Origin of the sequence: Mesorhizobium sp. M1A.F.Ca.IN.022.06.1.1 (assembly GCF_003952605.1) — a bacterium.
In the GTDB taxonomy this organism is placed as follows: domain Bacteria; phylum Pseudomonadota; class Alphaproteobacteria; order Rhizobiales; family Rhizobiaceae; genus Mesorhizobium.
Window position 1 is genome coordinate 1,862,507 of sequence record NZ_CP034455.1, and the last position, 26,709, is coordinate 1,889,215.

General features: G+C 58.5%; 15 protein-coding genes and 3 pseudogenes. 14 read left to right on the forward strand and 4 right to left on the reverse strand.

Translation table 11 applies throughout. The features are described from left to right. The first annotated feature begins 51 nt into the window (after window positions 1-51). Window positions 52-852, forward strand: a complete 801-nt coding sequence (locus tag EJ078_RS09045; protein ID WP_091595847.1) for an Effector protein NopP — start codon at window positions 52-54, stop codon at window positions 850-852. A 541-nt stretch (window positions 853-1,393) separates the two neighbouring features. On the opposite strand, the gene EJ078_RS09050 is transcribed toward EJ078_RS09045, so the two are convergent. After that, window positions 1,394-3,508 (reverse strand): hypothetical protein, encoded by a 2,115-nt coding sequence (locus EJ078_RS09050; RefSeq protein WP_236387762.1) that lies wholly within the window; start codon window positions 3,506-3,508, stop codon window positions 1,394-1,396. Between the two features lie 1,342 nt (window positions 3,509-4,850). Between EJ078_RS09050 and EJ078_RS09055 the strand changes: the two genes are divergently transcribed. The 6 genes from EJ078_RS09055 to EJ078_RS09080 all read left to right on the forward strand — a co-directional run bounded on the left by EJ078_RS09055 (window position 4,851) and on the right by EJ078_RS09080 (window position 10,759). Then, window positions 4,851-5,180, forward strand: a complete 330-nt coding sequence (locus tag EJ078_RS09055; RefSeq protein WP_091595908.1) for a hypothetical protein — start codon at window positions 4,851-4,853, stop codon at window positions 5,178-5,180. Window positions 5,181-5,246: 66 nt separating this feature from the next. Then, a complete protein-coding gene (locus EJ078_RS30230; RefSeq protein WP_024505381.1) occupies window positions 5,247-5,495 on the forward strand; it encodes a hypothetical protein in 249 nt (82 codons plus the stop codon). 116 nt (window positions 5,496-5,611) lie between these two features. Beyond that, entirely contained in the window at window positions 5,612-6,502 is an 891-nt protein-coding gene (locus EJ078_RS09065; protein ID WP_029354836.1) for an EscD/YscD/HrpQ family type III secretion system periplasmic domain-containing protein, read from the forward strand. A 232-nt stretch (window positions 6,503-6,734) separates the two neighbouring features. Next, window positions 6,735-8,798, forward strand: a complete 2,064-nt coding sequence (gene sctV / locus EJ078_RS09070) for a type III secretion system export apparatus subunit SctV (RefSeq protein ID WP_208721214.1) — start codon at window positions 6,735-6,737, stop codon at window positions 8,796-8,798. A gap of 53 nt (window positions 8,799-8,851) precedes the next feature. Further along, window positions 8,852-9,394, forward strand: a complete 543-nt coding sequence (locus EJ078_RS09075) for a tetratricopeptide repeat protein (RefSeq protein WP_082826568.1) — start codon at window positions 8,852-8,854, stop codon at window positions 9,392-9,394. An 894-nt stretch (window positions 9,395-10,288) separates the two neighbouring features. Beyond that, entirely contained in the window at window positions 10,289-10,759 is a 471-nt protein-coding gene (locus EJ078_RS09080; RefSeq protein WP_024505385.1) for a MucR family transcriptional regulator, read from the forward strand. Window positions 10,760-10,987: 228 nt separating this feature from the next. Here EJ078_RS09080 and EJ078_RS09085 read toward each other — a convergent pair whose 3' ends face one another. Together EJ078_RS09085 and EJ078_RS09090 are read right to left on the reverse strand one after the other, a co-directional pair. Continuing rightward, a complete protein-coding gene (locus EJ078_RS09085) occupies window positions 10,988-11,200 on the reverse strand; it encodes a cold-shock protein (protein ID WP_008874821.1) in 213 nt (70 codons plus the stop codon). A gap of 1,543 nt (window positions 11,201-12,743) precedes the next feature. Beyond that, window positions 12,744-13,859: a DUF418 domain-containing protein gene (locus EJ078_RS09090; protein ID WP_245456829.1), complete on the reverse strand. Its 1,116-nt coding sequence runs from the start codon at window positions 13,857-13,859 to the stop codon at window positions 12,744-12,746. Window positions 13,860-14,616: 757 nt separating this feature from the next. Between EJ078_RS09090 and EJ078_RS09095 the strand changes: the two genes are divergently transcribed. The 7 genes and pseudogenes from EJ078_RS09095 to EJ078_RS09125 all read left to right on the forward strand — a co-directional run bounded on the left by EJ078_RS09095 (window position 14,617) and on the right by EJ078_RS09125 (window position 24,777). Next, window positions 14,617-15,075, forward strand: coding sequence for a response regulator transcription factor (locus EJ078_RS09095; RefSeq protein WP_224570033.1), 459 nt, complete (start codon window positions 14,617-14,619; stop codon window positions 15,073-15,075). A gap of 244 nt (window positions 15,076-15,319) precedes the next feature. Further along, window positions 15,320-15,752: pseudogene (locus EJ078_RS09100) on the forward strand (helix-turn-helix domain-containing protein); the annotation flags it as partial. Window positions 15,753-16,371: 619 nt separating this feature from the next. Beyond that, entirely contained in the window at window positions 16,372-17,031 is a 660-nt protein-coding gene (locus tag EJ078_RS09105; protein ID WP_024505389.1) for a response regulator transcription factor, read from the forward strand. Continuing rightward, complete coding sequence (locus tag EJ078_RS09110) at window positions 17,028-18,356, forward strand: HAMP domain-containing sensor histidine kinase (protein ID WP_208721216.1); 1,329 nt, start codon at window positions 17,028-17,030, stop codon at window positions 18,354-18,356. The genes EJ078_RS09105 and EJ078_RS09110 overlap by 4 nt, the downstream gene beginning before the upstream one ends. A gap of 1,950 nt (window positions 18,357-20,306) precedes the next feature. Beyond that, window positions 20,307-21,611, forward strand: a pseudogene (locus tag EJ078_RS09115) (pitrilysin family protein); the annotation flags it as partial. Window positions 21,612-22,160: 549 nt separating this feature from the next. Continuing rightward, window positions 22,161-22,886 (forward strand): annotated as a pseudogene (locus EJ078_RS30820) (pitrilysin family protein); the annotation flags it as partial. A gap of 415 nt (window positions 22,887-23,301) precedes the next feature. Beyond that, a complete protein-coding gene (locus EJ078_RS09125) occupies window positions 23,302-24,777 on the forward strand; it encodes an NAD-dependent succinate-semialdehyde dehydrogenase (RefSeq protein ID WP_128292703.1) in 1,476 nt (491 codons plus the stop codon). A gap of 784 nt (window positions 24,778-25,561) precedes the next feature. Here the strand turns inward: EJ078_RS09125 and EJ078_RS09130 are convergent. After that, window positions 25,562-26,077 carry a DUF2285 domain-containing protein gene (locus EJ078_RS09130; RefSeq protein ID WP_224570032.1) on the reverse strand — a complete coding sequence of 172 codons (516 nt, stop codon included), beginning with the start codon at window positions 26,075-26,077 and terminating at the stop codon, window positions 25,562-25,564. Window positions 26,078-26,709: the final 632 nt, after the last annotated feature.

Consider the following 26,709-nt stretch of genomic DNA (forward strand, 5'->3'; position numbering starts at 1 on the left):
ACAGCCGTGCTAACTTGAGCTCGGTTGCGAAACATAGGAGTACGAATCGTCATGTATGGTCGAATTGGCTCATCCGATAGTTACCGCGCGCATAATGCCGGCGAGCAATCGGATGCAGGAAGCGAAGGGTTCGCGGACACATTTGCCCGAATGCACTTATCCGGATCGGAAGGTAGCGGCGCCTCATCATCGGCGGCTCCCCAAGCATACTCCCTCAATTCCCGACCTCCTGTGGTGGAGATCAACAGGACTTCCTTCAGGAGACAGGTGAGGCAATTTCATGGTGATGAAATCACGCACATCGCCGACAATCCTCAAGAGTATTCGGAGTTCGTATCGTCACGAGCCAGGCGCACCGCGGACGTTGCTCAGCAATATGGCATCCGTCGAGATACGGAGCACGCGCGATATTTCAGTTACCAATTGGGAGACCGGAGTGCCGGACTGCTGAGAATGGAAGGCGGATTCAGCATGAACGAGTTCGAATCGGAAAGTTGGCGGGAACAATTTCCTGGTCGAACTGAGGTCACTTCCATAGTGGATCTTCAAGTCGCCCATCCGCTCGTCGAAAATGCGGGCGATATTCTGCTGGAGCATCAACTTCGGATAGACGGCGACCGACCGTTGCTGAATTGGCGTGCGGCTAATCCGGAAGCACAAGCGCGCGCGCAGACGATGGGGTTTGTTGAAGTGGATCATGGCGACCTGGTGCTTGACCCTACGCAGCATCCCGACAAATGGACGAAGAACAGTGCCGGTGAGTGGCAGCGTGCAGGCAAACCTCCACTCTATCTCCACAAAACCGAGGACAGCGACAGCAGCGATAGCGGGTCTGACGACGATTTCATGTGATTTGTCGACCCGCCGCCGAGCCTTGCAACTGGTGACGGTTGCAAGGCTGTTGGCAGTGAATGCTAATTGTCCGGCGACAGCCCCGCCTTAGCGCCAGCGCCGCCGAGCGATCCAGCCCATCTCCCAGACAATAAACTGCGGATGCGCATCGTGGGTGCTTGCGAGCGGATTGTATTCGGGCCGGAACTCCGCCTCTTGGATACGAGCTCTCCCGAATCCAATTTTCTCCACCACACCGTTGGGTCGTTGCGATGCGCCGATCCCGATCGGATCGGCTATGCCTGCTCCGCGCTCGCAGGAAGACCTTCCGCCTCGATCTTGGCGGCGCGATCTCGGCGATAAGTTGGATGGGAGGCAAGATACGCCGCCACGTCAACAGCAGGTAACGCGACATCGCAAATCGGCCCTGACGGTAGCCGATCGACTCCAATCGCCGGACCGCAACTCGCGCAGCGGCATCGCGGTTTGGCCAGGAGAAATGCTCGCTGACTCACAGCGTGGCCGGCCGCATTCTGCCCTAGACCCCAAAGTACGTGCCCTGTCATGCAGCCTGCGCCGACGGGAGCTCGGCACGCGAATGGCGTGGTTGGCGGCCAAGCCCCGAGGTCAACAAGGACTTACAGAAAGCGGGGGTGAGTTTGCCGCGATGAATTATGACCTTCTCGCGACCGGACCTAGCATCGGCTTCCTCTCGCTCTCGATTGTAGCCGCGCTGTTCGTTGGATTTAACGTGGCAAGCGGTGAATTCGGAATCAGCCAGCCCTTCCAAGTTTCTGGCCATGACGGGGCGACTCGTGTGGATGTGCACCCACATCGGGCTCGGCATCGCACCATTGACCAGCATCTTGGGCTGCAGCTTCATCTCAAACAGCTTTCCTGGCTCGCCACGCAGCGCGACCGGTGCCTCCGGCGGCATCAATTCGTCGGCATTGCACAAATGTTCCAGGTATTTTTGCGCCGGAAATGCGTAGGTCTTCATGCAATCAGTCGTAATGCCGGCTTTTCCTTCATTCAATGCGTTGGCCTGTCCCAGCACCATGTTCAGCAACCCTTTGAGCTGGTCTGTGCGTTCGTGCACTTTGGGTAGCTGGGTGGAGGTGAGTAGCAGGCGTACATTACGCCCCTGCAACCCGGCGAGACAGGTTTGCATCTCAATGGCCTGGGCTCGCAGGTACTGGGCCACATCGTCCACGACCTTACCGGCCTCCTCAGGCTTCATCTGGCGCACTTGGGAGACGACGCTTTGCTGACCGGCCAGATCGAACTGCAAAAGTTCGTCCAATCGTTTGAGCCGCTCCGTCAATACCTCCATTGACAACGCGGCGCCCCCGATTGTCGAGCCTGCCCCCGACGAACTCGCAGCCACCTCTTGCGCTCTCACCTGTGTACTCGCAACTTGATCCGAGCGCGCGAGAACCTTGGCTGCTGGCACTGTGCCGGCGTTCGCAGCGACTGGTGTTGATGGCTGCCCGGCGGCAGAAGTCCCGGCGCGAGCTGCCGACTTATGCTTTGACTTCCCTTTCCTTCGCGCTGTAGTGCCTTCTGACACTGCAGCCGTACCAGCAGTGTCAGCCGGTATCGCAGCGCCTGCCCTGGCCGGCATCGCAGCGCCCGCCTGGGCCTGTGGCGCCATGATGGCTGACGGCGGAGACTGCAGGTTCAACAAGTGCATGGCATCGTGCGCAGTGATCCATGCATCGTCCACGATCCGTTCGAACAGTTTCAATGGGAGGCCGGCATCTGGGTAGGTATGGCTTAGCTTGGTATGCACCTCGTGCAACGCCAATCCAAAATCCGAAAGCCGCTCCATGATTTTTTCTACAACCGCGCAATCATGAGCGTTGAGTGCTTTGCCATCATCCATTATGCCCTTCGCCAAAGAGAGGGCGCGAAGAGCTTCTTGAACGGCGCTTGCCATCAGCTGCACCACTCCATTTCGACCGACGAGGAGTTCCTTCAAATCTGGCTCGAACCTGCTCGCCCGCAGTTCAATCTTGGCCCGCGCAAGACCGATCCGCTCATGGACCAGCCAGATCCTGACACTCAGTACCGAGCCGGCACGCAGCCGCAGTGCGCACCGCTCGGCTTCCCGCATCACGGGCGTTCCACTGGATAGGCTAGCGGTGGCAGCGCAGGCGGATCGCTGCCGTTCGGAGCGCCATGCCTTTTTTTCCCACCACTTAATTGCCGCCGTATGGTGGTTCTCCACATTTAAAATCAACAGCTCCTGCCGGTCCGCCTGGGAGTAGGAGTAGAGTTTATCGACCATACCTGCCGCTTTCTTGGTCTTTTTGTCCAATTTCGTGATCGTCGACAGGCCAAGTTTGTCTACTTCATTCGCGGCGTCGCACACGATCTGGCAACATCTACGCACCTTGTCGTCTGGCATAATTGTCTGCGCCTCAGCCGCAGGCAGGCTAGCGCGGTACTCCAGAATTGCTGAGGCTGCATCGACGACCCGACTGATCAGCTCCACCGCCTCCTCGGGGACGTCGGTTTTCCTGGCCGCAGCCTCGCAATCAGTCAGTTGTTGAACAAGACTGTTCATTCTGAGCTGTGTCGGACTGATATCTTCATTTGACGATGAGCTGGTGCCTTCCACCTGCGCGGTTGATAGTTGGCTACCGACCGGCGCCATGGCTTCGCCCTCAGACATGGAGGGAGAACCGCGCCGCCTTGCGGCTGCGCCACGTGGCGCTACGGTTCCGCGTGGTGGCGCAGCGGCTCCACGTGGCGGTGCGTTCAGGATTTGATCTTCGCCAATCGAGGCGCCTGGCAGACTTTCGCGGGCATCGCCTGGACCGCGCGCAACTGGAAGGGAGGAGGGCCTCCTATCGGCGTCCCCAGAGCGCATCTGCTCCACAACGGAATCGAATGACTGTCCACCTTCTCCCGCAGCAAGACTTGATTGCGAAAGGGAACTGCTCGCCCGCCCCGCGCGGCTGGCTCCAGTTTCAGCCTGCGATTTCCGTGGTCGGCCAATGCCCTTCATATTGCGTCTCCGTAGTAGGCGAGAATGTGCTGCTATTGTGCTGGCGGCTGACGAGACCAGCGGCATCTTTCGGTTAACGTCACGGTCAGCCAGACCCGCGACGGCGTAATGTTCCCGCCAAAGTGCTTCTCAGTAGCAGGCCAAGATTGGCCCGAGCTCACAGGACTTTCGCATATCGATGTCCTGAGATTATCAGCGCTTCAGTCCGCCGATTTCCAGGAACAGCGAATGAAATCAGACCAACTCGGCTAGCTCCCCTTCCTAGACACGTGCCTGACGATTTTATTGAGGCGTCACTCCTCTCGTTCGCCACCGACAAAGTCACACATTTGCTTCAGAGAAGCGTGTGCGTTGCGTATCGCGCGGGAAACCATTTCGATCTATAGTTACAAAAAGTGTCGAGACGGGACCTTTGGATCCGAAGGTCAGGCACGGCCGGCCTAGATAGACCGCTTGGCTGACGATTAGCTGACGATGGGAGTTCTCACGAACAGGGCAAGAAAATCCGACCGCTTCAAGCTTTCGATATGGTGAGAAGAGGATCCGCACCGGCCTCCCAAAGCCGGCAGACCATCCCATGTTCGTACTCGCCGACCTTCTCGAAGCCAATGAGCTCACCGCGCCGGGCCGTGATGTGCAGGCGAGAGAATGGTGATGCAAAGACCGAGTTCCTGCTCGTTGCGTGCGCCCGTGGAGCCAGCAAGAATACGGTCATTGCGGTCATGCAGCACGTGGACCGTGTCTCCTGTTCGACACCACAGCATCGAGGATGCAAACGAGCTGCTGCGGCTGCCATTCGGTCGCGGCATGCGTGGACGGCGGGATTGCCCGAACAGCCGAGATCGTGGTCGACTGTTCGATGCGAGAGCAACATCCTGCAGAGCATACGTTTTTGCGCTGGCCGGTTTTTGTCAAAAGCCGTCAGGTTCTCGAAAGCTCCCGCCCTTAGCTTGATCGAGGTTAACCTTTAACACGTCGCCGCCAATGGCAAATGCCGGAGTACCTGATGATAGCAGCAATTGGGAGTGGAGTTGGCAACCTCGGGACTTCCTTGATCCGAAAGGGCCATGGGGATTCGAAATCCGAGCATTCTGGTGATGGCAAGCCGGCTGGTGGCAATGATGGCAAGCCAGCTGGTGGGAATGATGGCAAGCCAGCTGGCGGGAACGATCGGGCGGATAACCGGACCGTTTCAAATGATCAACTTCAAGACAACTCACAGTCTGCAGCACAAAGTGAAGCCTTCCAAAGTATCCTGCGATCGTTCGCGTTCCAATTCGCGAACGATGCGATGGCTGAGGCCGATGAAGCTTTGGATGACACAGAAGATGCCTGACGCGGGAAAATCCGGCGTGAGGTCATACAGGCCGTTATTGACGGCACAACTCCAACAGAAAAAGGAATGATCATGGCTGCAGTTGATAATAATAAGAAATCAGGCAATACCAATACCAGTAGCGCCGGCAATACCGATAAAACTAACAGTGGCACTCCCGGCAATACAAGCGGAGCTGATGCTACTGCTTTTCAGGCGCAAGTGCAAGAACTAACCAATGTTAGCTTGGAGGCGACGAAAAGGAGTGTCCAGTTGCGCACTCTAACGACCAATCTCCAGACCATCAAGAAGGCCGCCGACGAACGCGTTTCGTAATGTCGGAAGCGGCTTTTAGACTGCCCCTAGCGCGTCTCCTTATTGACGCGACGTAGTCCCGAAATGAGCCGCATGGCAATTGCCGTGCGGCTTCTATCCTGTTTGAGAGATGCTCTGTGGATGACGCCGTTTCCCTCCGTTTCGAAGTGCTTTCGGGGCTCTATTGCGGACTGACCGGCAAGACGGATCTTCAAACGTGTTTAATCGGCAGCGGCTTCGATGCCGATTTGGTCTTTGTCGAGCAAGGACTGGCACCGCATCATCTTCGTGTAACTCTTCTTGGCAAGTCGATCGAACTCGAGGCGCTTGCACCCGGACTCAGTATCGAGGGCAACCGGAATATCGCCGCAGGCCAGTCCGTTGTTGTGCCCCTTCCTGCCGTCCTGCTCGTAGGCGAGATGTCCATTGCTTGGTCCGTGCAGGATGCAGAGCCGCCTGGTTCGACCGGCATACCGCGCCTACCGATCGGTGTGCTCGCCATGGTCATAATCAGCTCACTCGGGATCGGCGCGCTTTCGGGCATGTTCTCCTATCTTGGCAATGCAAGTGGATCGAGCCCCAATTCACTTCGGGCTGAAGTCGCGTCCAGAACGATCAGTCACCGCGCTGACAATGAACTTACGGGGGCAGCGGCCAAAGAGCTGCAGGAGGAAGTCGATCGAGCGGGTCTTCTCGACGTCAAGATTGGCTCCGCAAAGGGTGTTGTGACCGCCGAGGGCACCGTCACGTCTGAATCGGTCATCAGCTGGCAGAAGCTTCAGCAATCGTTCGATCGTCGCACCAAGGGTACTCTAACACTGGTGAACGGAGTGCTCATCAAAGAGGAGAAGGCGCCATCCGCAATCGCGGTCGAAGCTGTGTGGCATGGGGCCCAACCGTATCTTGTCATCGACAGCGAGAAGTATTTTGTCGGGGCCATTTTAGCTGATGGATGGGTAGTCGATCGTATTGAGGACAGCCGTGTGCTGCTGAGCAGGAATGGCCGCATTGCTGCTCTCCCATATTGAAAGCTCGCAGGCCCCATCAAGCAGCACTCTATGGCCAGCCAAACATCCTGTGGCGCTCGGTGCTGACAAGCTGGCTGCGTTGGAAACATTTGCTGCCCAGCCATTTCGCGCCTGTTTGTGGCTCTCATGCAGGGTCACGCGCTGGCCAAGGCCGAGGCGCCTTCGGAGTTCGAAAGCTACGTTTCAGGGCGTAACAGCAGAGTAAGTCTCAACCGATTGCAAAGGTGTCTCGATGGCCAACGTCCTGCGTGACTTCATCAAGCGTGCGCCGGCCAGCCCGGATTTAATGGTTGCGTTGATGCTGCTTCTGGCTGTCGCGATGATGGTCATGCCTATCCCGGTCGTGGTGGTCGACGCACTGATAGGATTCAATATGGGGTTGGCCATACTGCTGATGATGGTTGCCCTGTATGTCAGTACTCCACTTGATTTTTCCTCTTTGCCCGGCGTTATTTTGATTTCCACTGTATTCCGTCTCGCGCTGACGGTCGCAACGACGCGACTGATCCTGGCCGAGGGGGAGGCCGGCAGCATTATTCATACCTTTGGCGATTTCGTCATCTCAGGCAATATCGTGGTGGGTTTCGTCATATTTCTGGTCGTCACCATGGTGCAATTCATGGTCCTCGCGAAGGGTGCCGAACGGGTGGCAGAAGTGGCGGCGCGTTTCACGCTGGATGCTCTGCCGGGCAAGCAAATGGCGGTCGACGCAGAGCTACGCAACGGCCACATCGATGCCAACGAATCCCGCCGGCGGCGCGCCGAATTGGAGAAGGAAAGCCAACTATATGGCGCGATGGACGGCGCGATGAAATTTGTGAAGGGCGATTCCATCGCCGGGCTGGTGGTTATCTGCATCAACATGCTGGGTGGAATTTCGATCGGTCTGCTCTCCAAGGGCATGTCCTTCGGCGAGGTGCTGCATCACTATACTCTGCTGACGATAGGCGATGCATTGATATCGCAGATTCCGGCCCTTCTGCTCTCCATTACTGCGGCGACCATCGTCACCCGTGTGACTGGGACGGCGAGGATCAACCTCGGTACCGAAATGGTCAGTCAGCTCACGGCCAGTACTCGAGCCTTGCGGCTGGCGGCCGGCGTCCTGGTCGTGATGGGGTTCGTTCCTGGGTTTCCCCTCCCCGTCTTTCTGATGCTGGCCGCAGTGTTCGCTGCGGTAAGCATTGTCAAGGCTGATGTGCTGGGCGCCGGCACTGCCGATGCGAAAGATGGAACTGCAGCGGAGCCTAAGCAAGCCGCGCCTGCGAAGGAATTCCCGATCGCATTTTTTTTAGCGCCAAATCTTATGCAGGCGATCGATCAAGCCGAATTGCAAAAACATATTGGGCGCGTTTCGCTCCTGGTCACAGCCGATCTGGGCATTATCGTTCCCCGCATCCCTGTCTTGGTTGACGAGCAGCTGCCTACATCGCAATTCCGGATAGATGTCGAGGGCGTGCCAGTCGAACAGGACGCGATAGATCCAAGCCAGATGACGCTCCGAGCCGATGTAGCGCACGTCGACTCGAGCGGTATCCCCCTTAGGCGTGAGCCGAAAACGGACAGACTCCCGGTTGAACATACCCCTGCAAAGGCCCTTACGGGCGCCGGCACGGAGCATAGGGCTCCCGGCGAACTCCTCGCCTTGCGCGTCCATGCAGCGTTGACCCGCTACGCACCGCGATTGGTGGGCATCCAAGAGACCCGACATTTCCTGGGCCGAATGGAGCAGGAATATTCTGAGCTTGTGAAAGAGGTGCTACGCACGACGCCGATTCCTCGGATTGCCGATGTTCTGCGCCGCCTCCTGGAGGAAGGTATCCCAATCCGCCACACCCGTCTCGTGTTGGAGGCATTGGCCGAATGGAGCGAGCGTGAGCAGAACGTTGCCCTGCTGACGGAATATGTCCGTTCTGGTTTGAAGCGACAGATCTGCCACCGCCATGCCAACACGGAGGGCATCGTGTCCGCCCTGGTCGTCGAGCGCGAGAGCGAGGATGTGATGCGTGGCGCGGTTCGAGATTCGGATGCAGGCCCCTATCTCGCACTGGAGGATCGGCAAAGCGAAGCGATGCTATCACAGATACGTCAGGTCCTTTCGAACGCAGAACCGGGTCAAACCCGCCCTATTCTGTTGACGTCGATGGATGTCCGACGTTTCGTCCGCGGCTTTCTGACGCGAAACGGGGTTGATCTCGCCGTGCTGTCTTATCAAGACCTCGCCTCCGACTTTACAATTCGCCCCGCAGGATCCGTCACACTCCCGCACGGATCGAACAGCGGATTGTTAGAGTAGTCCCACCTTTCCTAACTGAACGCCACGCGCCTCCCCGATAACTGAGAGATAACATGAATAGTAATACAGTTTCTCCATCGCCTATGTTTCTGCGCCGGAACTCACTTCTTTTTGCCGTACTCGCCATTCTGCCTTTGGGCGGTTGCGCCAGCTGGCAAAAGCCGGCTCTTTCCGTGCAGGAGACATCTTCCCCCGAGTTGCTCAGCGCCGATCAAATCGATCCGGCTATGCGCGAACGCATTTTGCGCGAAGTTGGTCAGGATGTTCAAGAGCGGGCTTTGCGGGATGAGGTGAAGCAGCACCCGGACAATGTTGATGCGGCGATACGACTTACAAATGCCTTGGTGGGCCAGAAGCGCCCGCACGAAGCGGTTGAGGTGCTCGACAGCGTCTTGGTTGCAGCCCCAGGAAACGTACGTGCATTGAATGCGAAGGGCGTGATTTTGGACATTGAGGGGCGGCATGACGCGGCACAGGCCCTGTATCGGCGAGCTCTCGAAAACGAGCCAGGCAATCAGATGGTGCAGCATAACTTCAATCTGTCGCTTGCCTTTAACGGCAAGTCCGAACAACCAAGGTTAGCACGATCGCAATAGGTGGGCACAGTGCATGCGCAGCCTGTTCCCCGGCTCGAACACGCGCTCGGCTCCCATCATAGATGGCCCCCTGAAGAGAGCCATATCTATGCAAAACAGTTGCTCCAGATCTGGCCGGCAGAGATCGGCAGGAGAGCCGGATGACATCACGCGGCCACCCGCAAGGCCACCCGCCTCGCTTCGTTGCCAGAGCGCCCTCTCCCTCGCCGGTCACCGTCTCGCAATGCGGCGACCTGGCTTAAGGCGGTCGACCGAGCGCCCGATGCAGTAGCCATGAATACGTAACGCAGCGATGGACCCGCCGGATCGTGTCGCGCTTGTGCTGGCCGTCCCTGCCATTACAGCACGGTGATTGTAGCTGGATCATATTCTAGAGGCATCGATGGTGTGGATGCCTTCGATCCAAACAATCGATTTGTTGAATTCGTCCGCCTGAGGAAATTAGCTGCGGCGATCCGACTTCCGACGCCTGCAGGCGCAAAACCAACAGCGTGAGCGCTGCGGGTCCGGAGGCAGGCTGCAAAGTGCAATCACCAGCGCTGATAAGCGGCAAGTGAAGAATGTATCGCTCGGGCAACTCCTGTGTTGTGCACGGTTGCCCCGCGAGGTGAACTGTAGCAGCTTGGCAGCTCAGCGTTCACGAAAGGAGAAAAGATTTGGGGCCAAGCAAAGACCGGCTTTTTTGATTGTCTTGCTGTATCGCTATGGTGGGGCGGGCGCGACCGCTCCCATAATTCAATACGCTGCCTTTAGCGATGGACGATGACGGGATGCGTCGCCGAGACTTCAATGGTGGAGGAGCAGCGCACCCGTCGATCCATTTGCTTTCAGCGGCAACCGCCACTATGAAGCGACACTTCGCCCAACTGTGTTTCAAGCTGCCCGGAGAAGTTTATGACAGAAGAACCCCACAAGACCGACATCCTCATCGAGCTCACTGCCGATGTTGTATCAGCCTACGTCTCCAACAACCCCGTCCCGGCGGGGGAGCTTCCTGCCCTGATCGCCCAAGTGCACGGGGCTCTAAACGGCACGGCTGGACTCATACCGGCAGAAGAGCCTGTGCCTGTAAAAAAACCTGCTGTCCCGATCAAAAAGTCGATCGAACCGGACTACATCATTAGCCTTGAAGACGGCAAGAAATTCAAATCGCTAAAGCGCCATCTGGCGACGCACTATGGTCTGACCCCAGACGAATATCGCGCCAAATGGGGTCTGCCGTCGGATTATCCCATGGTGGCGCCGAATTACGCCGCTGCGCGCTCCGCCTTGGCCAAGACCATGGGACTCGGCCGCAAACCGAAAGAGCCGGAAGCCCCAGCCACGGCGCCGGCGAAACGGACCCGCAAGAAGGTCGCAGCCTAAATCCGTATCAACAGTCGTTCGGACGCGCAGCAGCCGTTGGCCCAATCTGCGCGGAATCAAAGGGCGGGGATGAGCCCCGCCTTTCCCGTCCAAGAGCCTCATTTCCAGAGTAATTCATGATGGCTCCAGCAATCCCTGCCGCGGCATTAACTTGCATGCTCCGGCCCGGGTTTCGAGCCGTCAATGCGTTCCGGCGATGACGAACCTTGCCAAGGCTTTCCCGGACCGTTAGCCAGCCTTGCTGAGGCTGCCTGCAGAGGACTTTCCCGTGCGGCGATCCTGTTCCACCTCGTAGTTGATCTTCTGGCCCTCATTAAGGGTCGACAGGCCCGCTCGTTCAACAGCGGAAATGTGGACAAAGACATCCTGACCGCCGTTGTCAGGCTGAATAAAACCAAAACCCTTCGTGCTGTTGAACCACTTCACCGTTCCAGTCGCCATATCCATTCCTTTGTAATAAGTCGCAACTTAGGCAGGCCATTCACGCCAGCCTGATTTGTACACGAGACTTTAGGCGCATCAAAATCGGAAAATTGCAAGGCCCACTCGATCGCCTGATCTCCAGCAGCAACTGCAACATATGCGAGGCGCGTGCCAGACGAGGCGTATGCCAGACGTTTCGTCGTGCGCTGTCGCTCGAACGTTGACAGAAACAATGACACACCTTGCAAACTCGGCACATCTTGTGGACGTGCTCGGGTCGCTTCTCGACTGCGATACCCGCTCCTGACCGGGTATCGTCGGCCAAAATGAGAGTTTTTGTCATGTGCCGCCAGACCGAAAGATCAGGCGCGCAGCGACCTGCACATTCAAACCGGAACCCGCGAACCTCGATTAGCTTCTGCCTGCTCCGAAGGGCGGTAGCCTGCTCTGAGGCGGGCCACTGTCGGGTTGAAAACCAACTGTCGGGTTCGGAACCCCAGATTGTCGGCAAGGTACGCGCCGCCCACTGGTTGGCCAAAGGGGCACTGGCTCCTGATCCTGCCGCCATGCTCGCCCGATCTCAACCCGATCAAGACAGGTCTGCTCAAAACTCAAGGCGCGGCTGCGGAAGAAGGCGGCCAAAACTTTCGACGCTCTCTGCGGAACTCTCGGCGATATCTGCCAGCTGTAGGAGCCAAATCAAAAACCATTAATTGCGACAGGTGATTTTATGACATTCATTGCGAAGAGGCCAGAATGAACAGCGGAAGAGAGTAGCAGCTCTCTGGTCGCGGCGAGGTGGATCGTCGACACGATCGGCACCTGGCCCGTGCGGGGATCGCACCGCAGCCAGCACCAGAGCCAGACCTTGACCGCTTGCCTTGCTCAGGCGCCACAACAACGAGTGGCTGGAAGCAGATCCACGTGAACTCAGCGATATCGATCAGACGATGCTTACCCTCATGAAAGCCGATCCCGACGCTGTCCAGCGCCGCGAAATCCTGACCAGCATATGGCGCATCGGATGCCACCGCCTGCACACTCACCATCGACATGCCGGAACTCGGAACCAAAGGCCGCAAGCCTCGCCGGCCTCGGCAAAATGGAGCGGCCGCGCCTTCATCCGGGGCGGCCGGGCCAATGTTCGCCAGGCCCTCTACATGCCCGGCCCTTCGCCCTGCGCTTCAACCCCGACCTCAAGGCAAAATACCAGGCGCTAAAGGCGGCAGGCAAACCCGCAAAGGTCATCATCTTGTTGCGAAAGCTCCTCATCCTAGCAAACGCTCTCCTCAAGGCGCAGCGAAAATGGCCCCTAAAACCCTTGACCGAAACGGATACCTTAGCCTTTCAGGTGAGGCGGGCCGAGATAGACCAACCGCGGGTTTAACTTCGCGAGTTTAAGCTGATTATGCCGATGCAACTCTAGCGCCTGCGCGACCGTTTTAGCTTCCATCAACAAGGCGGCAGGCTGGGAGGAAGTACCCTCCCCTGCCGCGAACAAGCTTTGGACAAAGCCCCACCTTGTCCGTAATGTGATCGGGAGGCCGGGGCGCGGCGGTGCTCAGCGGATGTGACGCGCGAGATCTGCGACCCTACCCATCAGCACTTCCATCGGTCCTCGCTGGAAGATGCGCAGCCAAAGCACCGCAAAAGTGCTGATAACCACAACGAAGCCAAAGAGCGTGGACAGGCTCTCGTCTTTGAAAATGTTTATCTTCATAAGATAGGCTATTCCCGCAATGTGCAGCACATAGGCCGTCAAAGACATCGAGCCGACTGCGATTATTGGCCAGACCAGCTTTCGCAGACGCGGGAGCGCATCCACAGCGAGCATGCAAGCCGCCAAGATGATCATTGCGCAACCGGTGCTGCCCACGATCGAAAGCGTCGTTTCGCTATGAGGTGCGGCTATCCATGACGACTTGACTATAAATGACGACTTGGAAGGCTCAAAAGCGCCGTCAACGTCAGACCACCACAAGGAGGTTTCAGTCAAAGCGCGGGAACTCAGCGCGAGCAAGGATCCCCCATGGCCCAACACGGCCAGCGCGACCCCCGCCAGACCAAGGCGCCAATGCGCTGCTAGCGTATTAAGATTAAGGCGCGCGATGGCCATGCCAGCGATGAGGAAAGGAACCCAGGTCACCGCGGGATAGTAGCCGTTGACCATGAGGTTGAAGACCGGGTCGAGGAGGTTGGGGGCAACCGACAGAAGGGAGGAACGGACTTGCGGGAGAACTAATGCCGTAGCGGCAGCGATCAAGCCCAGCTGATATGCGCTGAGCCGATGGAGCGGCAATACCAACAAGAAGCAAATTCCGTAGTATTCTAGGATGACTTCGACCTGGGTACCGAGGCAGCCCAGGATTGAGCCAAGCGCGAGCAAAACAAGGGCACGAATTGCGACTCTGGCGATGGCCTGTCTACCGGCTATCCCCGACTTCGGCGCCTTGCGACCTGTAATCAGGAGGATTGAAAAACCGGCCAATACGGCAAACAGGGCCGACGGCCGCCCATGGGTTAGTTCCATCAGAAACCCGACTAGTCCTCCTTCGCCGGGGTCGGGACCGAGATGGGCGGCATACATCCCGAAGACAGCCAGGCCCCGAGCGAGGTCGATGCCGACCAGCCGATCTACTACCGACCCATTCCTAGCGTCGGCAACCGGTGCCTTCATTACCATGGTAGATTCCCTTGTTGGGTGTGTGGATCGCGGGAGCCGCGATAGGAGAGCCGGTCGGCTGCTGCCGTCGCCTCGTGAAAGGGTTCAAAACATCGCGCCATCTGGCGCATCGAGCCGGCGACAGAGCTGTTCAGCCATTAGCCTGGGGTAAGAACAACAGATCGGCTCACAAAGCCTGTGTCACGGACCTGAAAAGTGGTGTCGCGGAACCGTCGTTTTTTGCATGATGGCTAAGCCGAGAGATCCACTGCACCGACGAGAGACTCAGCGACGTTAGATATCCGATCAGTACGCCGCGGCTCCGCCGGTGACGATCACCCCGGGTGTCAAGGCCAGGGCGTAAACCTGCCATAATCTGTGGTAGTGCGCCCGCGACCAATCCGTTCGACAAAGCTCGGCGCATGGTCGAGCCAATCATATTCTTCCATGTGGCTGTTGCCTGAAAAACCGAAGACGCCGTTCGCTGGTCCAGCTCCAGACCTCGGCCTGCGTCGGTCATTAGAACCGGCGCGCCTGTTTCCCAAATCAATTTGCTGATGCAGCCGCCGGGGGTCACATTGAGCAAAAGTGCCGAGTTCAGGACGGGTTTCATAGGGGCTCTTCGTTTGGCTTTGTTAACGACCCCTTTCTTGCAAGTTGTAGCTGACAGCAGCCTGAAAGCTCCCCAAATAATTCGCTGCCGCCGGTTCAGCCTATTGTCAGCTTCGACCAATAAGATGGGAGCCTTGCCCTCATACCGGAGCTCGGCAGCATGATGCGAATACTGCTCACTGAAGACGATAAGGACCTTGGAAGTGCTATGCACGATCATTTGGTGGCTGGTGGCCACGCGGTCGACTGGGCCAAGAACCTGTCCGAAGCGCGCGATTATGCAGCTGTGGTCGGCTACGACCTTATTTTGCTCGACGTTCACCTGCCGGACGGCAATGGGATCGACTATCTGCGGGAGCTGATCAAGGAACTTGAATCGGCACCGGTCATCATTCTGACAGCCTGCGATCGGATTTCGCATCGCATCGAGGGCTTCAACGCTGGAGCCGACGACTATTTGGTCAAGCCGTTCGATCTGGGGGAACTCTCAGCGCGTATCCATGCAGTGGCACGTCGCCATGGGCATTTTCCGGAGCCGCAATTTTCGGTTGGGACGCTTTCCATACAGGCAGCCGAGCGACGCCTCTTCCGCGACGGGCAGGAGGTCTACCTGACTTGACGCGGATGGGCGGTGCTCGACTACCGTCTGCCCCAGCCCTGCACGGTCGTTTCAAAAGGGAAGATCGTGGACGCGCTTTTCGGCAGACGGCGCTGATTCATACTCTAAAAGAAAATTCGGCTTCCAGTTGCCTTGGCCATGACTTTCCTTCCCGAGAGATGGGTGACAGTTCATTCCGGATAGATGGGTTACACTTTCGGCCCTTTGCAAGGAGAGCAAGGTGCCTTGGAAGGAGTGTAACGTCATGGAAGAGCGGCTGAAGTTCGTCGCCCGGCTGCTGGACGCGAGAAGATGGCGGTGCTTTGCCGGGAGTTCGATATCTCGCGCAAGACCGGCTACAAGATCCTCACGCGCTACAACGACAGCGGCCTGGAGGGCTGACGGACCGATCGCGGCGGCCCTATCGCCACGCCAATCAGCTTCCGTTTCAAATCGAGAAGCTGATTGTGCGCCTCAAGCAAGACAAGCCGACATGGGGTGCGCCGAAGATACGCGAGCGGCTGGCCCGGCTGTATCCGGATGTGCACCGGCCCGCGATCTCGGCCGTGCATGCCGTGCTCGACCGCCACGGCATGGTCGAGCGCCGCAAGCGCAGGCGCAACAGGGCGACGGGGACACCACTTTCAAACGGCTGTCGCCCTAACGATCTTTGGTGTGCCGACTACAAGGGCGAGTTCGGCAGAGAACACGGCCGGGACAGGGGATCACAAACACTTGACCGTTCCAGACCCTGGCAGTGGCGCATCGATTGACCGTTGGCTCTGTTCGTGGGCACCGAAAATAGGGCCTTCTTGGTCCTCGGCAGAGAATATGGCCCGGACGGGGGATAACAAACACTTGACCGTTCCAGACTCTGGCAGTGGCGCATCGATTGACCGTCGACTCTGTTCGCGAGCGCCGAAAATACGGACGACCCCTATGGTCAAAGTGCACTTCTGACCTGCTAGGCACTGTTCGATAACTGGAGGCACCCGCTACGGTGCCCTCGTATTTAAGACACCTGTCAGTTTCAAGCCTGGACATTGACGCGTGGCGCGGCTGCCATTCGTTGACCGCCACGTCGAATTGCCCGCCAACCAGTGTACAGCCGCCGGTGGTCACATTGAGCAAAAGTGCCGAGATCAGGAGGGGTTTCATAAGGCCTCTTCGTTTGGCTTTGTTAACGACCCCTTTCTTGCAATTGTAGCTGACAGCAGCCTGAAAGCCCCCAGATATTCGCTGGCGCCGGTTCAGCCTACTGTCAGCTTCGATCAATAAGGCAGGAGCCTTGCCCTCATACCGGAGCTCGGCAGCCTGATGCGAATACTGCTCATTGAAGACGACGACGACCTTAGAAGTGCTGTGCACGATCATTTGGTGGCTGGTGGCCACGCGGTCGACTGGGCCGAGGGCCTGTCCGGAGCGCGCGGTCATGCAGCTGTGGCCGGCTACGACGTTATTTTGCTCGACGTTCACCTGCCGGACGGCAATGGCATCGACTATCTGCGGGAGCTGATCAAGGGGCTTGATACAACGCCGGTCATCATTCTGACAGCCCGCGATCGGATTTCGCATCGCATCGAGGGGCTCAACGCTGGCGCCGACGACTATTTGGTCAAGCCGTTCGATCTGGGGGAACTCTCGGCACGCATCCGTGCAGTGGCACGTCGCCAAGGGCATTTTCCGGAGCCGCAATTTTCGGTTGGGACGCTTTCCATACAGGCAGCCGAGCGACGCCTCTTCCGCGACGGGCAGGAGGTCCACCTGTCTGGACGCGAATGGGCGGTGCTCGACTGCCTTCTACGCCGGCCCGGTTCGGTCGTTTCAAAGGGGAGGATCGAGCACGCGCTTTATTCATTCAATTCGGAGTTCGAGAGCAACACAGTGGAGGTTTATGTCAGCCGGCTCCGCAAGAAGATCGGCGGGGATAGAATAGCAACCGTGCGTGGCTCCGGATACAGGCTCGTGGTCACATGACGAACTCGAACAGCATGACGAGAAAGCTGATATCGTGGTTAGGCGGGGCAACGCTCCCGGTTTGGATCGCCGCCCCAACCATTGCTGCGTTCATTTTTTGCAATAATGTAAACGAAAGTTCGGATGACTTGCTCCAGGGGAGCGCAGAGTACAGAGAACCAGAGCTGATCAAGGTCTTGAATGGAAAACACGTTGATCAATACAATAACCACTTGCCAACTTATAAAAAGTACTGGACCTATCGTGAGCAGGTTATTAATAAGTACGGGGTAGTGCTTATTTCTGAACCGGAAGAGGGTCAGCAGCCCTTCCCTGATGCTCCCCTGAGTAACGGCTTTTGGCGAAACGCTGATTACCGCGTCTACACAGAGGAGATCCAAGACGGCGTGTATCATCAGTTGGCCGAACCGCTTGATGGCCGCCGTACCACAATCGCGAAGGGCGCACTTTTTGTCTTCCTTCCGACACTCGTGCTCCTGCCCTTTAGCTTAGCTGTTTGGTGGATCGTGATCCGGCGCTCGCTGCGGCCAATCGAGGTACTGCGACAGCAGATCGGATCGCGCGACGGCGGCAATCTGTCACCAATGGACTTGGGCGATTTCCCGGCAGAGTTGGCTCCAATCGCGGCATCCGTCAATCGGCTTCTCGATCGTCTGCGGGCGGCTCTCGAGGCCGAACGCGAGTTCGCCGCAAACAGTGCGCATGAACTGCGCACGCCGATCGCAGGTTCAATCGCTCAGATGCAGAGATTAGTGGCCGAGCTTCCCAATGGGTCGGCCAAAATGCGTGCGCGCGGCATCGAGCAAGCGCTGTCGAGCCTTGGCCGCCTTGTCGAAAAAGTGCTTCAGCTCGCTCAAGCCGAATCGGGGGTTGGCATGGCGGATCACGCGATCGATCTTGTCCGATCGGTTCGGCTGGAAATCGATGACCTGAGGAAAAAGCCGCAATATGCCGGACGCCTGCATCTTAACGTCGACGGCTGCCCCACTTTGATGCGCAAAGTGGATGTCGATGCGTTTGGGATCCTCCTTCGTAACCTGATCGAGAATGCGCTGATACATGGACTGCCCACTGTTCCGACAACAGTTTCCGTCCAAACTGATGGAACCATCGCTATTGCAAACGCCGGACCGGTGGTGCCCCTCCCCGACCTCGAAGGGCTTACAAAGCGATTTAGTCGTGGTGCTACTCCTGCTGCGGGCTCAGGCCTTGGTCTACATATCGCTAACATGGTTATCCAGCGGATCGGTGGCAGTCTAGAGCTTGCGTCGCCCGCCCGCGGTCGCAATGATGGTTTCGAGGCGATCATACGAATTCCTCAATGACACCGGTGAATTCGACGACAGTTGGACACAGGGCGGATTGCTGGCAAGGCTGCTGACAGGGCGAACTGTACGGCAGTATGTATACGGCGTAGAAATCGTACTTCACACAACGCATTTCGGCCGCGGCAATCAATGCCGCTATCATCGTCTGAGCAGTTCGATCGAAGCGACACGACATGATCGGCAAAATCGAAGGCTCCGCCTCACCGCTCGCTCGATTTCGCCCGGGGAGAAAAAAGGCCATCCGAGAAAGTGCAAGCCGCCGCGCAAAGGCGACGTGTCCAATTGTCTGGGTGCCCCTGTGCGCCGGCCCGATCGGGTTGGCGCAGGTCCAGTAAGGACCCGGACCAACCATTCCATTTAGACGACCGGCAGGTTTTAATCGGCGTCCGGATCGCCGTCCCAAAATGCCCCAAGTATACGGCTAGAAAGGCTGCCAACGATCGAGCTTTGGTCGGAGGCGTGCTTGTCAGCGTCTTGGGTGCTTGACCGGCCTTTGCAATGGCCATCGCCATCGCAAGTATCGTGCGTGGCCAGTGAGACCGCAATTTCATCAGCCTGGAGCCGACCGTATCGGTGCTTTTTTATGATTTAGGGATTTTTCGTTTTCCTCTTGGATCATCACGGGTTTGGAGAGGATCTGGTGTTAAGTGCCATTCGGAGCGCCGGCGAACGGCCCGAAATTAATGTGGTCGAGTGATGAAGCCTCCCGAATGCGTTAAACGAGACCCTTTATGGCGGCCCTGGCTGACAACAGTCTGAAAGCTGCAAGCGGCATGCGAAAATGGGGCGATCCTGAATGACGACAGATGCTATCAACATGAAAGAGGCTCGCCCTGAAAGCTGAGCACGCTTTATGCTCAGGCTGCTGACAAGGCCAAAGCAGCGTAAGTGCGTAGTGAAATCCAAGGTCCACATGGGTCGTCGCGCGTCCCATGCGCCTGGGAAGGCGCCGGCCCGGCCAAGCTTTCCCAGCTCGTCCGCATGATGCTTCGCTGAGCGTCAATGGACGTTGGCGCGAGACCAAGGCGTCGTGCGTTGCAATCCGGACGGTCCAGGGTATCAGGAGTTTCACGGCCTCGGCCCGCTTGGCTGGCCACAGTTGAAGCTCCAACGTACCGGCTGGCACCGGGAAATTGGGCTCTGCGCTGCCTCAACGCTGATGGCACGGTCAATGCTTGCCTACCGATGGGGCCGCCCATGCCGTGATGCTGTCGGTCGACGTTCGCAAACCAGACCCTCGCGAGACCCAGCGAAGGGGCTCGCCGGTACGACGAGGGACCTTACCTCTTTATGCGCGGCATCATTATCGAGGATGACATGTTGCCTTACACGTCGTCCCTCGCGCTCGGGTCTTTGTGGGGCGGATGAAGTCCTGATCGCGGTGGCACTGCTGCATGTTTGCGTAAGACCCATCCAGTCACGATCGCGCTGTCCTTCGATGTCGCGGTGCTGATAGGCGGGCAGATCGGTGTGCGCGGCGCCCGCCAAAGGATCGTCGTCACGCCGGAGGAGGCGAGCGTCATAGCCGGCGCGCCGGCGAAAGGCGCTTTCTGTCGGATGCCCGACAATGTCGGATATCGCAAGTATCAAGGTTGGATCAAACCTTGCGAATCGGGGCTTTCTTACTTGGCACGGGGCATGCTCAGGTATCCGCAAACACCCAATGGATAACGAGCAGACTTCCCATGGCCTCACCATGCCGAAAGTTTCCCGGACGCATCCAAAGATGAGGCTCGCGTCAGGCCCAGCAACACGCTGACGGCTCATGTGGCTCGGCGTCGCGTGCCGATCCACTTTCTCCCAATAGGCGTTCGGGAGACATAGATCCTTCAAAATGAGGAACAGATCACTTTGCCAGGAACGCAGCCCATAACCCCACTCTCCCTACCAGAACTACCAAGCAAGCCCCGCACTCATGGGCTTCGCAGGACGTCCGTTGCGTCCGAGTTGGTCGGCGCGGGGCCGGCTCCGATCCCCGTCGCATGGGAGGACGGCAAGGCGAGGGATTTCGTGCTCGACAACGGCATGGAGGTGGTCGTCATTCCCAACCACCGGGCGCCGATCGTCACCCACATGGTGTGGTACAAGATCGGCAGCGCCGACGAGCCGCCGGGCAAATCCGGCATCGCCCATTTCTTCGAGCATCTGATGTTCAAGGCGACGACCAACCATGCGGGCGGCGAATTCGACCGCGCAGTGTTCGAGATCGGCGGCTCCAACAACGCCTTCACCTCCTCCGACTACACCGCCTTCTATCAGACAGTGGCGCCGTCGGCGCTCGAGCTGATGATGAGCTTCGAGGCCGACCGAATGCGAAACCTCATCCTGACCGACGATGTCGTCAAGACCGAGCGCGATGTGGTCATCGAGGAGCGCCGCTCAAGCACCGACACCAACCCGCAGGACGTTCTCCATGAGGAGATCGACGCGACGCTGTGGCAGAACCACCCCTATCGCATCCCGATCATCGGCTGGATGCAGGAGATCGAGCAGCTGAACCGCGTCGACGCCACCGTCTTCTATGAAAAGTACTACTGGCCCAACAACTCCGTGCTGATCGTGGCCGGCGATGTCGAACCGGACACGGTGCGGGCGCTGGCCGAAAAGACCTATGGCAAGGTGGCGCGCGGACCTGACCTGCCGCCGCGCATCCGGCCGGTTGAGCCCGAGCAGAACACCAGGCGCACCGTCACGCTCTCAGACGCCCGCGTCAGCGTGCCCAGTTTTTCGACGCAGTGGGTGGTGCCGTCCTACCACACCGCCAAGCCGGGCGAGGCCGAAGCGCTCGACCTGCTGGCCGAAATTCTCGGCGGCGGTAACCGCGGCCGGCTCTACCAGGCGCTCGCTGTCCAGCAAGGTATCGCTTCCAGCGCCCGCGTCTATTTCCAGGGCACTATGCTCGACGACACCAAGTTCGCCATCTATGGCGCACCGCGCGGCGATGCCAAGCTGGCTGATCTCGAAGCGGCGGCCGCTGCCGAAGTTGCCCGCATTGCCGAGGATGGTGTCAGCAACGAGGAACTAGGCAAGGCCAAGGACCACTATTTGCTCAATATGATCTTTGCGGAAGACAACCTGGACTGGCTCGCCAGCATCTACGGCTCGACGCTGGCCACCGGCGGTACCGTGAAGGATGTCGAGGAACGGCCGAATCGCATCCGCAAGGTTACCCCCGAGCAAATCAAAGCAGTTGCCGCCCGCTATCTCGCGTTCGACCGTTCGACCACGGGCTATCTCTTGCCCAAGACGGAGAATCAAGAGATGACGCTCGGCGCTCGGCCCCATGCTGCGATGAACATCCAGGAGGTGAAGTCCGAAAAGGGCATCATCGCCTGGCTGGTGGAGGACCACACAGTGGAAATCGTCAACATCGGCTTTGCCTTCAAGGGCGGCACCAAGCAGGACCCGGTCGGGAAGGAGGGGATGGCCAAACTGATGGCCGGCCTGTTCATCGAAGGCGCTGGCCATTACGACAGCGGTGCCTTCCAGGTGAAGCTCGACCATGCCGGCGCCGAAATGAGTTTGGACGCGCAAAGCGACGACATCTACGGATCGATGTGCATGCTTTCCAAAAAGCAGGACGCGGCGTTCGGCCTGCTTCGGCTCGCGCTGAACGCGCCGCGCTTCGAGCAGGGGCCGATCGATCGCGTCCGCGCCGAGATTGTCTCCCGCATCGTCGGCAGCGAGCGAGACCCTAACGCCATCGCTCAGCGCAAATGGCTGCGCGCGATCTATGGCGCGCATCCTTGTTCAAGGCTGGGAGAAGGCACAAAAGAGAGCCTGCCCGGCATCACGCCGTCCGACCTCCGCGCCTTCCACCAGGCCATTTTCGCTCGCGACGGGCTCCATATTGCCGTGGTGGGTGACATTGACGCGAACACGTTGAGGGAAAGGCTTGACCAGCTGTTTGGTGATTTGCCTGAGCAACAAACCCTCGTCCCCGTCTACGATGTCGCGCCGAAACTCGGTCAACTGGTGGAGGAGAACTACGACCTGCCGCAGACTTCGCTGACGTTGGCCTGGCCTGGCGTGAAGCCTAGCGCGCCGGATTTCTACGCGGCCGTGCTGCTGAACGACATCCTTGGCGGCTCATACTTGACTTCCCGCCTTTACGAGGAGGTACGTCAAAAACGCGGCCTTGCCTATCACGTCAGCTCTGAACTAACCCTTGACTCGCTTCTGGTTACGACAGAGACACGCTCGGACTGCGCTGCCCAAACACTGAGCATCGTGCGAGATGTGGTAAAGCAGATGGCGCAGCAAGGACCGACCGGGGCCGAGCTCAAGGCGTCGAAGAAGCACCTGATCGGCGCCTATGCCATCGACCAACTGGGCTCGACCCGCTCGATTGCAGACCGGCTCCTGGATTTGCAGATTCACAAGGCCGACGTCGACTACAACCAGCGTCGCGCCCGCAGCATCGGTCGGGTGACGCTCAAACAGGTCAAGGCGGCGGCCAAAAAGCTGCTTTCGGCCGAGCCCGCCATTTTGGTGGTCGGCCCGCCGCTGGGCGGCAAGGATGAGTAAAGAAACTCATCTCACCTTCCTTCTTCATCGGGGCTTCTCGTGGGAAGAGCGAATGTGGAGGCCCGTGGGCCAAGCAGATCATGCAGACGCGCGGAGTCGTTTTCGCCGACCTTGCGCGGCATTGGCGGTCCGGCGGCCTCTCGCCGAAATGGCGCTCCTCAGCATGTATGCCGCCTTTTTGCAGAATTCAGTCGCATGCCACCAGCAGGCATGGTGGATGAAGCAAACATCCGACTGCTTAATCCATCAATTGATGAACCGCGGGCACTCAAACTAACGAAACTGCTGTCTTTTCATCGGGCTAGCGTGGTCTACCAGCTGCTTTGCCGAGGCCCTACGACGAACCCACTGGTGCAGAATACACACTGACGGCCTGTCGACCTGGATGTTCGCTGCGTTGAGGAGGAATCCGGTATTGCCCCTGTGCCTGCCGATGATCCGCCGTCTGAAATCCCCGCACCTGTTTGGAGCCATCGACCGCCTGCCGGCACTCGGCAGACCAGTTGGCAATAAGACGTTCGAGGTCGTCAATCCGTCGACCGGCGAAGTTTTGGCAGAGCTTCCCGATATGGGCGTGGAGGAGACACGTGCTGCGGTAGACAAGGCCTATGTTGCGCAGTCGGGATGGGCCGCGTTGACGGCCCGAGAACGTAGCGACGTTCTTTGGCGATGGCATCAGCTGATCATCGACCATGCAGGCGATCTCGCCGCGATTCTGACTGCGGAAATGGGCAAGCCGCTTGCCGAAGCCATTTCAGAGGTATCGCATGCGGCGGCGTATCTGCAATGGTATGCCGAGGAGGCCAATCGCGTCTATGGCGAGACGATCTCGGCACCCTCGACAGACCGCCGAATGCTAGTGATCAAGCAGCCCATCGGCGTTGTTGGCACGATCACGCCATGGAATTTCCCGGCCTCCATGGTGGCGCGCAAAATCTCGCCGGCCTTGGCTGCGGGCTGCACAATCGTGCTCAAGCCCGCTGAACAGACGCCGCTCGTGGCTGGCGCAATGTTCGCCCTCGCCCATCAGGCCGGCTTTCCCGATGGCGTGGTCAACCTGATCTATGCGTCCGAAGGTGATCGCGTGGGCCGTGAACTCTGCACCAATTCCAAGATTCGAAAGATCAGCTTCACCGGTTCGACCGAGGTCGGACGGCTGCTGATGCGTCAGTGCTCTGACCAGATCAAGAAGGTCAGCCTTGAACTCGGCGGCAATGCACCTTTCATCATCTTCGATGATGCCGACATTGACGGTGCTGTTGACGGTGCGGTCCAGGCGAAGTTCCGCAATGCCGGCCAGACCTGCGTTTCCGCGAACCGCATTTACGTCCAATCGAGCGTTCACGATGAGTTCGTCAAGAAATTCGTGGAAAGAATCCGGCACTTGTCGGTTGGCGACGGATTCTATGCCGGAGTGGACATCGGACCGCTCATCGACAAGCATGCTCTGGCCAAGATCGAGTCTCACGTCGCAGATGCCATTGCGAAAGGCGGCACAATACGATGCGGGGGCCAGCGTATCGGCAAGAATGGCACGTTTTTCGAACCCACGGTCCTCACCGAGATTTCCAGCGTCATGGCAGTCGCGCAAGAGGAGACATTCGGGCCGCTCGCGCCGATCATTCGCTTCAACGATGCGGATCAGGTCGTGCGCGAGGCCAATGACACGATATACGGCCTCGCCGCATACTTCTATGCCTCAAACCTGAAGCGGGTCTGGCGTGTGGCAGAGGCTCTGGAATATGGCATGGTTGGCATCAACACGGGACGCATGTCCTCGGAGGCGGCACCGTTTGGCGGGATCAAACAATCCGGCATCGGGCGGGAGGGTTCCCGTCATGGCCTCGAGGACTATCTGGAAATGAAATATCTTTGCATGGGCGGGATTTGAAACCTGCTGCACTGTCTCTCCGCCCCACCGGGGGGCGGCCTGCGGTCAATGCCGCCACCTAATTGGAAGTTCCAAACGCCGTTGACCTGAAACACGGATGCCCGGCAGGAGACTGAGCTCGCTGTCGGGCCGGACATGCCTTGGGAGGGCATAAGTCAGCGCTCCTAGGGCCGATGGGCCACTCAGTTCGTGCGCCTTTTGCCGATTGCGTTGCATGTGCCGTGCCAAGCCAAAAAGCATTGATAAACCGCCGATGGATCAGCTTTTGCCCTGTTGCGCATTCTACATTGTGGGATATGCGACAATGCCCAAGCGGTTGAATCGTCGTGTTGCAGAACCCCAGACGGGTCATGACTGCTATTCTTAGGACAGTGCGCAGCAAGCCGCTACTCGCTGCACTCCAGGCACACCATTTCCATAATCAAGCGGTGGGTGCTATGTTGACCGAGCTGTCGACCAGGGAACGGTGTGAGGCCTCAGATCCCTCCATATTGTTGCACCCGCCGGTCCAACAGGACTGCAGGTCCGGCCTCAAAGGATCTTGGCTGCTATGGCGACATTGCGGTGCACGCCGCTTTCCGACCAATGATGTGCGTCCAGGTCGAGGCCGGCCCTAATGAACCACCGCCTTGGCACCCTCGCCCATCTCATTTCGGCATCGACAAGCTAGACCAGAGCGCACTTGCAAGGCGCCATGCAGTCCTGTCGGCGGGCGAACTGTTGGTGACGGGTACAGCTGCGAGCGAACGTTCATCCACCGACGCACAGCGCGGACTGTCGCTTTTCAAATTAGGAAATCTCTGTAGCCACCATTCATGAGCGCGCGGCCACGCGAGACGGCCCGACGGATGCGGTCGCGCAGATGATCGCGAGGATCCGCCCAGTCGGCATGGACGCGCCGTTGACCGATGAGAACTTCGGCGAGCTCGCGATGAGGTGCTCCGGCGAGCGAACCGTCGAGCGCACGAAGAACGAAGGACAAACGAACGCCGCGCTTTTCCGGCGCAAACAAGCGGGGGGGCAACTGTTGCCCTAGACTGAGAGCATTGAGGCACTCCAGTCCCCTCAGTCGATGCTTTAAAAGCACCGCGGGCCAGATGGCTTGCGTATGCAGGCAAACAGGGTGGAGGATATTCGCGCCCGAGACGGCGAGCTGCAGCGCGTGGTCCGCATTGCGAAGAAGAACATGCTGGCTCTTGTCGGGCGCCAGCAGGACGATTGCACGACAGGGCAATGCCGAGAGTTCGAACGGCGGTGTCGGCGACGAGGCAGGCAACCGTTCCGCAATGACCGGCAGCACATGGACGCACCAGAGCGGACACCAGAATACGACCGAAGCGCGGCCACAAGACTCCGCGAAACAGAACACCCCAGCGTGACAGGTCGCCGGCCGACGCGACCATATCGAGAAAGGATTGGAGAGACCAAGTCTTGCAATGCTGGCGCGCAGCGGTCAGATCGCGCTGGAACGCTGGATTGCGGCGTAAGAACTCCCAAGCCCACTCCCGCAGCGTCAGGCCAGCGGTGTAGTCGTATGATCTTTCATCCCGCCAATCGGCCTGATCCGCGCCAGTCAGGAGATTCATGACTGACATCCCCTGCCCGCGCCTGCGTGCGTCGAAACATTATGCCACTTCGCAAAGCATCGGCGAAGGCAGCAGACGTCGAAGACCCCGTTTCGTTGAAGCGTCAGCCATCGCCACTGTCGGCGACAGAAGATGTGCCCAAATTGCCACCAGACCGTCGAACTGGCACAGCGACGGCCAGCGCGACCTGGAATTGATCCCGTAACGGTCATCGGCTCCTGCGTCGCGATCCAGACGTCCCTTGAAGGCGCAGTAGCGCGGCAGTGGATCGCACGCTGCTTGTCGGCAAGTTGTCGTAGCGGCGGCGCCATAGGCACGGTCATCGGAGGGTCTCCTGCGGCAAGCT